This window comes from Thioclava sp. JM3 (genome assembly GCF_002213185.1).
GTDB lineage: Bacteria > Pseudomonadota > Alphaproteobacteria > Rhodobacterales > Rhodobacteraceae > Thioclava > Thioclava nitratireducens.
The window spans coordinates 164,097-176,618 of record NZ_NBOB01000005.1; the positions used below are offsets into that span (position 1 = coordinate 164,097).

The 12,522-nt window shown below is 62.5% G+C and carries 10 protein-coding genes; 5 read left to right on the forward strand and 5 right to left on the reverse strand.

The features are described from left to right. Nucleotides 1-7 precede the first annotated feature (7 nt). Both B6V73_RS10780 and B6V73_RS10785 read right to left on the reverse strand, forming a co-directional pair. Nucleotides 8-685, reverse strand: a complete 678-nt coding sequence (locus B6V73_RS10780) for a DsbA family protein (RefSeq protein WP_075775241.1) — start codon at nucleotides 683-685, stop codon at nucleotides 8-10. After that, nucleotides 686-1,234 carry a DUF721 domain-containing protein gene (locus B6V73_RS10785; RefSeq protein WP_075775240.1) on the reverse strand — a complete coding sequence of 183 codons (549 nt, stop codon included), beginning with the start codon at nucleotides 1,232-1,234 and terminating at the stop codon, nucleotides 686-688. Nucleotides 1,235-1,317: 83 nt separating this feature from the next. On the opposite strand from B6V73_RS10785, the gene mutY reads away from it, so the two are divergent. Further along, the gene (gene mutY, locus B6V73_RS10790; protein WP_088725236.1) at nucleotides 1,318-2,370 is read left to right on the forward strand and encodes an A/G-specific adenine glycosylase; all 1,053 of its coding nucleotides are present in this window, start codon (nucleotides 1,318-1,320) and stop codon (nucleotides 2,368-2,370) included. A 58-nt stretch (nucleotides 2,371-2,428) separates the two neighbouring features. After that, on the forward strand, nucleotides 2,429-3,571 hold the full coding sequence (locus B6V73_RS10795) for an alkane 1-monooxygenase (protein WP_088725237.1): 1,143 nt from the start codon (nucleotides 2,429-2,431) through the stop codon (nucleotides 3,569-3,571). Nucleotides 3,572-3,637: 66 nt separating this feature from the next. Here B6V73_RS10795 and B6V73_RS10800 read toward each other — a convergent pair whose 3' ends face one another. After that, complete coding sequence (locus B6V73_RS10800) at nucleotides 3,638-4,273, reverse strand: alpha-ketoglutarate-dependent dioxygenase AlkB (protein ID WP_075775237.1); 636 nt, start codon at nucleotides 4,271-4,273, stop codon at nucleotides 3,638-3,640. 182 nt (nucleotides 4,274-4,455) lie between these two features. Between B6V73_RS10800 and dnaK the strand changes: the two genes are divergently transcribed. The 3 genes from dnaK (at nucleotide 4,456) to radC (ending at nucleotide 8,467) form a co-directional block, all read left to right on the forward strand. Beyond that, entirely contained in the window at nucleotides 4,456-6,372 is a 1,917-nt protein-coding gene (gene dnaK, locus B6V73_RS10805; RefSeq protein ID WP_088719886.1) for a molecular chaperone DnaK, read from the forward strand. Between the two features lie 74 nt (nucleotides 6,373-6,446). After that, complete coding sequence (dnaJ, locus tag B6V73_RS10810) at nucleotides 6,447-7,610, forward strand: molecular chaperone DnaJ (protein ID WP_088725238.1); 1,164 nt, start codon at nucleotides 6,447-6,449, stop codon at nucleotides 7,608-7,610. Between the two features lie 95 nt (nucleotides 7,611-7,705). After that, complete coding sequence (radC, locus tag B6V73_RS10815; protein ID WP_088725356.1) at nucleotides 7,706-8,467, forward strand: DNA repair protein RadC; 762 nt, start codon at nucleotides 7,706-7,708, stop codon at nucleotides 8,465-8,467. Here radC and B6V73_RS10820 read toward each other — a convergent pair. Both B6V73_RS10820 and secA read right to left on the reverse strand, forming a co-directional pair. Beyond that, nucleotides 8,458-9,447, reverse strand: coding sequence for a hypothetical protein (locus B6V73_RS10820; RefSeq protein ID WP_088725239.1), 990 nt, complete (start codon nucleotides 9,445-9,447; stop codon nucleotides 8,458-8,460). The two genes, radC and B6V73_RS10820, sit on opposite strands and share 10 nt — an antisense overlap. Before the next feature lie 205 nt (nucleotides 9,448-9,652). Next, on the reverse strand, nucleotides 9,653-12,355 hold the full coding sequence (gene secA, locus B6V73_RS10825; RefSeq protein WP_088725240.1) for a preprotein translocase subunit SecA: 2,703 nt from the start codon (nucleotides 12,353-12,355) through the stop codon (nucleotides 9,653-9,655). Nucleotides 12,356-12,522 lie beyond the last annotated feature (167 nt).

Genomic DNA, 12,522 nt, shown 5'->3' on the forward strand with positions numbered 1-12,522 from the left:
CAAAAGCTCAGTTGGCTTGCTTCGCCAGCTCGTCGTCGAGAATCTTCTTGAAGTCGTCCCAAGCCATGTTGGAATGCTTTTCGCCATCGATGATGAAGGTCGGCGTCGCGTCGATCTTGTCGTCGCCCGCGTTCTTCTGGAAGGTCGCGACCATCTTCTCAGCGCGCTTCTCGTCGTTCATGCAGGCGGTGACCTGATCGTTGCTCAGCCCGGCCTGCAGGCCGATCTTGCGCAGATTGTCCGCGATGGTCTGCGGCTTGCCGTCGCCGATCCACTCCTTCTGCTTGTTATAGATCATGTCCGAGATCGCGTAATATTTCGGGTCGCCGCCGCACTGCGCGATCAGACCCGCCCAGACGCCGAACTTGTCGAAATAGACTTCGCGCTGGATGAACTTCACCTTGCCGGTATCGATGTAGTTCTTCTTCAGTTGCGGATACTCGACCTTGTGCCATTCCGCACAGTGCGGGCAGGTGAAGGAGGCGTATTCGATCACCGTGACCGGCGCATCTTCCTGACCGAGAACCACGTCGGGCAGAGTCTCGACATCTTTGCTCGCCGTGGCTTCCTGCGCTTGCGCCGCAGTGATCAGGCTCGCTTCGCTATGCTGGCTGGCGTACCAGCCGCCCGTAGCGAGGAGGCCCATAACGGCCGCGCCGCCGAGGATCGAAAGAGTTTTGCTCATTTATCTGCCTTTCTTCTGTCCAGCCCGCTCTGCGGACTTCGATAGAACGTTTCTTGCCAGTTCTTCCAGCGCCGATTTCAGACCGGCATCGCTACATTCCGCAACGCGCGCCTTCGCTTCTTCGATGATACGGGGATCGGGCGCCTTGGGTTCAGGTTTCGGTTTCGGTGCGAATTGCGCCTGACCATCGGCAAAGCCGGTCGGCGCCGTCTGCGTCAGCGAGATACGCGAGATCGCGTTATAGCCGTAGCAGGCATTCACCTTGTCACGGATTTGCGGCAGCTGCATCTGCAGCATCGGCGCCGCCGCCCCGGTGGTCAGCAGGGTAAGGGTCGCCCCGAAGCCGCCTTTCGTGTAGCCGATCTTCACCGGGCGGCATTGCGCCGCCGTCTCAGGACCCACGACTTCGGCCCAATGGGTCAGCAGACGCGACACCGCGAAACCCCGCGCTTCGCCCGCGGCTCGGATCCGGTTGCGCAGCAGCCCGCCCGCGGCTTCAAAGCCACGCATCCGCCGATCCGGCGTCTTTTGCGGGTCGCTTTTACTCATTCGGGGCGGTTCCTCTTGATCCATCCCATTCTAGGCAGCACATCGGGCCGGGCCAACCGGTCGGCAAGAGGGGAGCATAAACATTGCGTGACGGTAAAGGGGCAATCGGCGAAACCCTGCTCAACTGGTACGACACCCATGCCCGCGTCATGCCGTGGCGCGTATCGCCTGCGGATCGGGCAGAGGGCGAGCGACCCGACCCCTACCGCGTCTGGCTCTCCGAGGTGATGCTGCAGCAGACCACGGTCGCCGCCGTGCGCGACTATTTCCGCCGCTTCACCGAGCGCTGGCCCGATGTAGGTGCATTGGCGGCAGCCGAAGACGGCGACGTGATGGCAGAATGGGCGGGGCTCGGCTATTACGCCCGCGCCCGCAACCTGCTGAAATGCGCGCGTGTCGTGGCGGATGAGATGAACGGGCGCTTCCCCGAGAGCGCAGCGGAACTGCAAAAGCTGCCCGGCATCGGCCCCTATACCTCCGCAGCCATCGCCGCAATCGCCTATGACGAGCCCGTCGCCGTGGTCGACGGCAATGTGGAGCGCGTGGTTTCGCGCCTCTTCTCCGTCGACACGCCCCTTCCCGGCGCGAAAGCGGAACTGACCGACCTGACCGCGCAGATCACGCCCGAGGACCGACCCGGAGATTTCGCTCAGGCGATGATGGATCTGGGCGCGACGATCTGCACGCCGCGCAACCCGGCCTGTGGCATCTGCCCGCTGATCGACAGTTGCACCGCGCGTGCCGCCGGTATTGCCGAGACGCTGCCGCGCAAAGCCCCAAAGAAAGAAAAGCCGACCCGTCGCGGCTTTGCCTATGTGGTGATGAACGCTCAAGGCGACGTGCTGCTGGAACGTCGCCCGGACAAGGGACTTCTGGGCGGCACGCTGGGCTTTCCCGGCTCGGACTGGTCCGACGCGCCGACACCCGCCCCGCCGGTGCAGGCCGACTGGATTCTCTCCCCCGTCGAGGTGCGCCACACCTTCACCCATTTCCATCTGATCCTTCAGGTCCATGTCGCCCGCAAGGAGACCGAGTCCATGACCTCGCGGACAGATTTCCGTCCGGGCGATCTACCCATCCTGATGCGCAAGGTCTGGGATGCCGCGCAGAGCGCCGATGGGTCGCAAGCTGAATGATTGTATCGGGTTAGCGTTCGGCTAGTATGACCGCGCCCGCATCGCTCACGAGGCCCCGATGTCCAGCCGCGACGAAATCCGCCGCCCCTCGCACGCCCTGCCCTTCTGGCTATCGCTCGGCACCGTGCCGCTGGCGGGGATCGAGGCGTGGGTCGGCGGCTGGACCCTGATCCTGCTGCCCGCCTATGCGTGGTGGCTGACGACGGTGCTCGACCAGCTGCTGGGGCATAACGAGGACCAGCCCGACACGGAAACGCCCGAGGACGACCTGTTCTGGTACCGCGCAATCACGTTGATCTGGTTCCCGATTCAGGCGGCAGTGATCTTCGGCACGATCTGGTGGGTGACGCATACCGATCACCTGAACGGCTTCGAGATCGTCGCCCTGATGTTCGGCGTGGGCGTGATCTCGGGCACGATCGGCATAGTCTACGCGCACGAATTGCTGCACCAGAAGTCCAGGCTGGAACGCTGGCTGGGCGACCTGCTGCTGGCCACAGTCCTTTATTCCCATTTCCGGACCGAGCATCTGCTGGTCCATCACCTCTGGGTCGGCACGCCGCGCGATGCGGTCTCGGCACGCTACAACGAAGGGTTTCACCGCTTCTTCTGGCGGGTGATCTTTGAATGCCCCCGCTCCGCCTGGAAAGCCGAGAAGCTGAAACTGAGCCGCGCGGGCCGCCCGGTCTGGCACCGCTCCAACCCGTTCTGGCGCTACGGCGCATTGCAGGTGCTGGCGCTGGTCGTGGCGGCGCTGCTCGGCGGATGGATGGGGCTCGGCCTGTTCCTGCTGCAGGCCTTTTTCGCGGTCTGGCAGCTGGAGCTGACCAACTATGTCGAGCATTACGGCCTGACCCGGCAATACAAGGGCGAGGGGCGTTACGAACATGTCCTCCCGCGCCATAGCTGGAACGCCGATCACACGGCCTCGAACTGGCTGCTGATCAACCTGCAGCGCCACTCAGATCACCATTACAAACCCGATCGCCGCTTCCCGCTGCTGCAGACCTACGATGCCGAGGAAGCCCCGCAGCTGCCCTTCGGCTATCCCGGTATGACGGCGCTCGCGATGATCCCGCCGCTCTGGCGCCGCCGGATGAACCCGCGCGTGCGGGCGTGGCGGCGGAAATACTACCCGGATGTCGAGGACTGGACGCCCTATAACACGGGCACGACGCCGTTGCCGCGCGGCTCTTTCTGACGCGCCCCTTCCTCTTGATGAAAATATCCCCGCCGGAGGCTCCCGCCGGCGCAGCCCGCACAGGCCTCAGGTCACGACGCGCATCGTCAGGTTGATCCGCCCGCCCTTCGGCATCAGCGGCGAGGTGCCGGGCTTCACGCGGTCGATTCCATGATAAAGGAGCCGCGCCTCGCCCCCCATCACCATCACGTCGCCCGAACGCAGCCAGATGCTTTCGGTCTTTCCGCCGCGGGTACGGTTGCCGATGCGGAACAGCCCGTCATCGCCCAGCGAGACCGAGACAACGGGCTGGTCGAAATCCTGCTCGTCGCGATCCTGATGCATCCCCATCTTCGCACCTTCGCCGTAGAAGTTGATGAGGCAGCATTCGGGGGCGCGACTCGTGCCCGAGACCGCCTCCCAGATATCGAGGATCGGTTGCGGAATCGCGGGCCACGGCTGCCCGTCGGGATGAGTCTCGGAATATCGGTAGCCGCGTCGGTCGGAGATCCAGCCGAAGCGCCCGGCCGAGGTCATGCGCACCGACATCGGCTTGCCGTAAGGGGTCATCGGCGAGAAAAGCGGTGCCTGCGTCACGACGCTACGCAGCGTCTCGATCAGCGCCTTTTGCTCCTCGAGACCGAGCCAGCCGGGGTAATGCCGGAAGCCACGGATCTCCTGCGGGTCGGGGCGAGATATTGCGTGTTTCGGATTTTCTGTCATTTTCTCGCAATCTTCCTCGGGGGAGCCTTCTTGCAGGCCGATTTTCCCCTCCTTATATACGCTTCGAAGCCGATGGCGGACCACACCGCCAGATAGCAGAACATGAAACCGAAACCCAAGGGATAGGGGCCGGGGGCCTGAATGGACCCGTTCCCCGTCATATCGCCAAGAGAGGTAACATCATGGGTAAAGTCATTGGTATCGACCTCGGGACCACGAACTCCTGCGTCGCCATCATGGATGGCGCACAGCCCCGAGTGATCGAAAACTCCGAAGGGGCACGCACCACCCCCTCGATCGTCGCCTATACTGACGACGAACGTCTGGTCGGCCAGCCGGCGAAACGCCAGGCGGTCACCAACCCCTCGAACACCGTCTTCGCCGTGAAGCGCCTGATCGGTCGCCGCACCACGGACGCGGAAGTCGAGAAGGACAAGAAACTCGTTCCCTATTCCATCGTCGACGGCGGCAATGGCGACGCATGGGTCGAAGTGAAGGGCGAGAAATATTCCCCCGCACAGGTTTCGGCCGTGATCCTTCAGAAGATGAAGGAAACCGCCGAGAGCTATCTGGGCGAAGAAGTCACGCAGGCCGTCATTACCGTGCCCGCCTACTTCAACGACGCTCAGCGTCAGGCCACCAAAGACGCTGGCAAGATCGCCGGTCTCGAAGTGCTGCGCATCATCAACGAGCCGACCGCGGCTGCGCTGGCCTATGGCCTCGACAAGAAAGAATCGAAAACCATCGCGGTCTATGACCTCGGCGGCGGTACCTTCGACATCACCATCCTCGAGATCGACGACGGTCTCTTCGAAGTGAAATCGACCAACGGCGATACGTTCCTCGGCGGTGAAGACTTCGACATGCGCATCGTCAACTACCTCGCTGACGAGTTCAAAAAAGAGCATGGCGTTGACCTCACCAAGGACAAGATGGCGCTGCAGCGTCTGAAGGAAGCTGCCGAGAAAGCGAAGATCGAACTGTCGAGCTCGAGCCAGACCGAGATCAACCAGCCCTTCATCTCGATGGGCAAGGACGGCACTCCGCTGCACATGGTCATGAAACTGACCCGTGCGAAGCTGGAGAGCCTCGTGAGCGATCTCATCAAGGCCTCGCTGAAGCCCTGCGCCGCCGCGCTGAAGGATGCCGGCGTCTCCAAGGACGAGATCGACGAAGTCGTGCTCGTCGGCGGTATGACCCGTATGCCGAAAGTCGTGCAGGAAGTGACCGGCTTCTTCGGCAAGGAGCCCCATAAGGGCGTGAACCCGGATGAGGTCGTGGCGCTCGGTGCGGCCATTCAGGCGGGTGTTCTGCAAGGTGACGTGAAAGACGTCGTCCTGCTCGACGTGACGCCGCTGTCGCTCGGCATCGAGACGCTGGGTGGCGTGTTCACCCGCCTGATCGATCGCAACACGACGATCCCGACGAAGAAGAGCCAGGTGTTCTCCACTGCGGAAGACAACCAGAACGCGGTGACGATCCGGGTCTTCCAGGGTGAGCGCGAGATGGCTGCCGACAACAAGATGCTCGGCATGTTCAACCTCGAGGACATCCCGCCGGCCCCGCGCGGCATGCCGCAGATCGAAGTGACCTTCGACATCGACGCGAACGGTATTGTCTCCGTTTCGGCGAAGGACAAGGGCACCGGCAAGGAGCAGAAGATCACGATCCAGGCGTCCGGCGGCCTGTCCGACGAAGAGATCGAAAAAATGGTTCAGGACGCCGAGGCGAACGCCGACGCGGACAAGTCCCGCAAGGAACTGGTCGAAACCAAGAACCAGGGCGAATCGCTGCTGCACTCGACCCGCAAGTCGCTCGAAGAGCATGGCGACAAGGTCGATGCCTCGACCGTCGAAGCGATCGAACTCGCGGCCAACGCGCTTGAGGAAGCCCTCAAGACCGATGAAGCCGGCAAGATCAAAGGCGCGATCCAGAACCTGACGGATGCGGCGATGAAACTCGGCGAGGCCATCTACAAGGCCGAGCAGGAGAAAGCCGGTCAGGGCGAGAGCTCCAACGACGAAGACAGCCCGCGCGATGTCGATGACGATATCGTCGACGCTGACTTCGAAGATCTGGGCGAGGACGAGCGCAAGTAATTGCGCATGGAATGTCGGGCGGGCCTGCCTTTTCCAAGGGCGGGCCCGCCTGCGTTCCGCCAAGGGGGTAACCAATGGCAAAACGCGACTATTACGACGTTCTGGGAACTGCCAAAGGCGCCTCGGCCGAAGAGATCAAGAAAGCCTATCGCAAGAAGGCGAAAGAGCTTCATCCCGATCGCAATTCCGACAATCCCGATGCCGAGGCCCAGTTCAAGGAAGTGAACGAGGCTTATGACGTCCTCAAGGACGCCGAGAAGAAGGCGGCTTACGACCGGTTCGGTCATGCGGCGTTCGAAGGCGGCATGGGCGGCGGGCGTCCGGGCGGCGGTTATGGCGGCGCGGGCGGTCAGGGCGACTTCGCCTCCGCCTTCTCCGACGTCTTCGAAGACCTGTTCGGCGACTTCATGGGCGGCGGCAGAGGCGGTCCCGGCGGTGGGCGTTCGCGCGCACAGCGAGGCTCCGACCTGCGCTACAACATGCGCGTCACGCTTGAAGAGGCGTATCGCGGCACCCACAAGACGATCAACGTGCCGAGCTCGGCCGCCTGTACGGCGTGTAACGGCTCCGGCGCGGAGGGCGGCTCCGAGCCGCAGACCTGTCCGACCTGTTCCGGTCTGGGCAAGGTGCGCGCGCAGAACGGCTTCTTCACGGTAGAGCGGACCTGCCCGACCTGCGGTGGTCAGGGTCAGGTGGTGAAGAACCCCTGCAAGGTCTGCCATGCCGCAGGCCGCGTGGAGGTTGATCGCCAGCTTCAGGTCAACATCCCTCCGGGGGTCGAGACCGGCACCCGCATCCGTCACGCCGGCGAAGGCGAGGCGGGGCTGCGTGGTGGTCCGTCGGGAGATCTCTACATCTTCATCGAGGTCCAGCCGCACGCGATCTTCGAACGCGAAGGCACCGATCTGCATTGCCGCGTGCCGGTCAGCATGGCGACCGCAGCCCTTGGGGGCGAGGTCGAAGTGCCGACGATAGACGGTGGCCGCAGCCGCGTTAAAATCCCGGCAGGCAGCCAATCGGGCCGCCAGATGCGCCTTCGCGGCAAGGGTATGCCCGCGCTGCGCGGCGGCGGGTCCGGCGACATGTTCATCGAACTGGCCGTCGAAACCCCGGTGAACCTGACCGCACGGCAGAAGGAAATCCTCAAGGAGTTCCAGGGGATCGAAGCCGAGAACAACCCGGAAGGTGCGAGTTTCTTTAAGAAAGTCAAAAGCTTCTGGGATGGCATGACCCAGTGACAGACATAGGAAAGGCGCCTTCGGGCGCCTTTTTTCTTGGTCTGACCGAGGGCGATTAAGGCTTTCTTCAATCCGAATCGTTCATGGTCTGTTTCATGGACCAGACGCCGCATCATATGCAGGAACCTCCACTACCGCTGTTTGCCGGTAGCACCGCGATCCGCCCCCCGACACGTGCGTCCAAACCTTCCTATCTGCTTGACCACCGGCACCGGCTGCGCACGCGGTTCATGGAAGGCGGCGCGCGGGCCCTGCCCGATTACGAGCTACTCGAACTGGTGCTGTTTCGCGCCATTCCCCGGCAGGATGTGAAGCCCCTCGCCCGCCGCCTGATCCAGACCTTTGGCGATTTCGGGCGGGTGATCTCCGCCCCGCCGAACCGGCTGCGACAGGTGACCGGTGTCGGGGAGGCTGTGGTGATCGAGTTGAAGCTGATCGAGGCGTCAGCACAAAGGCTCGCGCGGTCGAAGGTGATGCATCGCCCCGTGCTCAGTTCGTGGCAGGCGCTTGTCGATTACTGCCACATGGCGATGTCCCATGCCGAGACGGAGCAATTTCGCCTGCTGCTGCTGGATCGGAAAAACGCGCTGATCGCGGATGAGGAACAGGGCCGCGGCACGGTCGATCACGTCCCGGTCTATCCGCGCGAGGTGATGAAGCGTGCGCTGGAGGCAAATGCCTCGGCGCTGATCCTCGTCCATAATCATCCCTCTGGCGATCCCACTCCGTCAGAGGCGGACATCGTCCTGACCCGACAGATCGACGAGGCAGCGAAGCTCTTCGGCATCGTGCTGCATGATCACCTGATCCTCGGCAAGGATTGCGAGATCAGCCTACGCTCGGAGGGTTATTTTTGAGCGGTCAGGCCCTGAATTTCGAACCCGTCAAGCGGCAGAACCACCGTGCCGCCATCGGAGGGGCAAGCGGGCAGATCGAGCGTGATCGGCATCGCGGCAGTCCCCGTGCCATGCATCCGCATCAGACGCCCGCCGACGGATTTACCGCAATCCTCGGGCGGAAAACTCGCCTCCAACTGCAGCCGGAGATCTGTAAGGGTCTTGGGCGCAGTATAGATCTCGATGCGCTTGCCATCGGCGGCGGTGAAGCTTTGCATATACCCGCCCAGCGACGTGTCCGGCGAACGCGGCTTCGTCGCGTCGAGGTGGCCAGCGTCGTCGAACTGCGCGCCGTTCTCATAGGCGTTGAGATGCAAAGGGCTCTCGGCCTTAGTCACCCAGATCGCCCGGTTGATCTTATCAAGGCCGGAGGCTCCGGCTTCCAGCTGCGCGATCATCGCACCGTCAGCAGTGACTTGCAGCGATGTCGTGGGCGCGAGAAGCGGCAGTACCGCCTCGAAAACCCCCGACGCATCCGTTTGCCCCGCGATCGAGAGCGATTCGTCACGGATCGCCAGATTCGTATCGGGATGGCACGGCGCGTTCAGTTCCAGCTTGGTCAAGCCGTCTCCGACTGGGCTCACCGACAGCACCGCGTTGTCGCAATCGGCGGCACCGGTTTTCAGCGGCATCGGTTGCGGCAGAGGCGCGTTGAACTGGTCGCCAGAGGTGCGCACAGTCGCCGGAACGATCCCGACGCCGGGATCGGCCGCAAAATGATAGACCGGAGGATTGCGCAGCACGGTTTTCGAAATCAGCCGGACCTTTGGCTCTTCGCGGGGCGGCGCGACACGCTTTTCCCACGACTCGCTTCCGACCGAGCTGGCGACCAAAGACGCACCGAGTTGCGGACGCGGGCCCACGCTTTGCATCACATGACCAGTCGCGGCGGCGAGCAGGAATGTCGCTCCGATCATGGAAATCTTGCGAATGGTGCGCATCGCCGCCTCGAACTCGGTCTTAGAAAACTGCTTAATTTTTTCCTAATGGCCGAAAGCGGCGAAGCTGGGGCGCGATTGGGGAAATCGTGCACCCATAGCTGGCTTTGGGTGGGGTCACCCTGCCAAGAGAGTCAACGACTCCAACAAGATATGGAAAAGGCGGCCGAAGCCGCCTCAACTTTGCCATATTCTCGTCAGAGTTGTGTCAAACGAGCTGCCCGTGGCAATGCTTGAACTTTTTGCCCGAGCCGCAGGGGCAGGGATCGTTCCGCGACGGCTCGCCCCAGGTTGCCGGATTGGTCTCGTCGAAGCCCGGCAGCGGCTCTCCCACCACCTCGACCTCGGGCGCAGCCTCGGCCGCCGGCGCCTCGGCGGGCGCGAGCTGCTGCTGTTGCGCTTGCATCATCTGCGCCTGCTCTTCTTCGGTTAGCGGGCGGATGCGGGCCAGCTGCTGGGTCACGTCCGAGCGCAAGCTGTCGAGCATGATCTCGAACAGCTGGAAGCCCTCGGTCTTGAATTCCGACAGCGGATCGCGCTGCGCATAACCGCGGAAACCGATGGTCTGGCGCAGCTGATCGAGCGTAACCAGATGTTCGCGCCATTTCGCGTCGATGATCTGCAGCAGGACCTGCTTTTCGATCATCTGCATCGTGTCGGCACCGAAGGCTTCGGCTTTCTCGGCCATCAGCGTATCGGTCGCCTCTTCGAGACGCTCGGTGACGACCTCCTGATCGACGCCCTCTTCCTCGGCCCATTCCGCGATCGGAACGTCGAGGTTGAGCTGCTCGATCACCGCCTGATGCATCCCTTCGACATCCCATTGATCGGCATAGGATTTCGGCGGCATGTAGCGGTCCACGAGATCTTCGATCACTTGCACGCGCATGTCGCGGGTGATCTCGCCGACCTCTTCGGTTTCCATGATTTCGCGACGCTGCGAGAAGACCGCTTTCCGCTGGTCGTTCATCACGTCATCGAATTTCAGAAGCTGCTTGCGGATGTCGAAGTTGCGGCCTTCGACCTTCGCCTGCGCACGCTCGAGCGACTTGTTCACCCACGGGTGGACGATCGCTTCGCCCTCTTTCATGCCCAGCTTCGAGAGGACCGAATCGAGCTTGTCGGAGCCGAAGATCCGCATCAGGTCGTCTTCCAGCGACAGGAAGAACAGCGAACGGCCCGGGTCACCCTGACGGCCCGAACGGCCGCGCAGCTGGTTGTCGATGCGGCGGCTTTCGTGGCGCTCGGTCGCGAGAACGAACAGGCCGCCCGCTTCCAGAACCTTCGCCTTTTCCTCGGCGGTCGCCGCGTCGATCCGCTTGCGGACCTCTTCGGGATCGGCGTCGGGATTCGCAGCGAGTTCGTCCTGAACGCGCATCTCGACATTACCGCCGAGCTGAATGTCAGTGCCGCGGCCAGCCATGTTGGTCGCAATGGTCACCGCACCCAGACGACCGGCCTCGGCGACGATGGTCGCTTCCTGCTCGTGCTGACGGGCGTTGAGGACGTTGTGCTTGATACCGGCCTTCTTGAGCATATCCGAGAGCATCTCGGATTTCTCGATCGAGGTGGTGCCGACCAGCATCGGCTGCCCCTTCTCGTGGGCCTTCTTGATCGCCTCAACGACAGCGTCGTATTTCTCCTGCGCCGTGCGGTAGACGCGGTCATGTTCGTCTTTCCGCGCGATCGGACGGTTGGTCGGAATCTCGACCACGCCCAGCGAGTAGATCTCGGCGAATTCCTCGGCCTCGGTGGCCGCGGTGCCGGTCATGCCGCCCAGCTTTTCGTAGAGACGGAAGTAGTTCTGGAAGGTGACCGAGGCGAGCGTCACGTTCTCGGGCTGAATATCGACGCCTTCCTTGGCTTCGATCGCCTGATGCAGCCCTTCCGAGAGGCGGCGCCCCTTCATCATGCGGCCAGTGAATTCGTCGATCAGCACGACCTCGCCCGATTGCACGACGTAGTTCTGATCCTTGAAGAACAGCTTGTGGGCGCGCAGGGCCTGGTTGACGTGGTGCACGATGGTCGTGCTTTCCGGATCGTAAAGCGACTGCCCCTCGGGCAGAACGCCTGCCTCCAGCAGGAGGTTTTCGAGGAAGTCGTTGCCCTCTTCGGTGAAGGTCGCTGTGCGGGCCTTCTCGTCGATGGTGTAATGATCTTCGGTCAGGCTCGGGATGAACTTGTCGAGCGTGATATACAGCTCCGAGCGGTCGTCGGACGGGCCCGAGATGATCAGCGGCGTGCGCGCCTCGTCGATGAGGATCGAGTCGACCTCGTCGATGATCGCGTAGAAATGGCCGCGCTGCATCATCTGGTCGACCGAGGTCTTCATGTTGTCGCGCAGATAATCGAAGCCGAGCTCGTTATTCGTAGAATAGGTGATGTCGGCGGCGTAGGCCTGCTTCTTCTCGGGCTCGGCCTGGAAGGGCACGACGACGCCGGTGGTCAGACCCAGCGCACCGTAGACCTTGCTCATCCATTCCGCGTCGCGCCGCGCGAGATAGTCGTTCACGGTGACGACATGCACGCCCTTGCCCGCCAGCGCGTTCAGGTAGGCCGGGAAGGTCGCGACGAGGGTTTTCCCTTCGCCCGTCTTCATCTCGGCAATGTTGCCCTGATGCAGGAAGATGCCACCGATCAGCTGCACGTCGAAGGCCCGCAGGCCGAGTGCACGCTTCGCGGCTTCGCGGCAGTTGGCGAAGGCTTCGGGCAGAATCTTGTCGAGGCTCTCGCCCTCTTCCTGCACGCGGCGCTGAAAATCGCGCGTCTTTTCGATGATCTGTTCGTCGGAGAGGGCTGCGTATTCCTCCTCCAGCGCGTTGATCTTGGCCACCAGCGGGCGCACCGATTTCACCTTACGATCATTCGACGTGCCGAAGACCTTCTTCGCGAGTGTTCCGATGCCGAGCATGTAATCTCCGAGGGTAGCTGACCAGATCGTTATTCCCTGTGCCTTGCCGCATAGGGTTTGCTTGCCTAGAAGAGCTAGCGAAACAAGGCCGAAACGGCTCTTACAGACCCTTGGCGATGTAAGGGGCGACTGCCAGAGTGTCAACGCCGCCTAAAGACGCGGCAGAA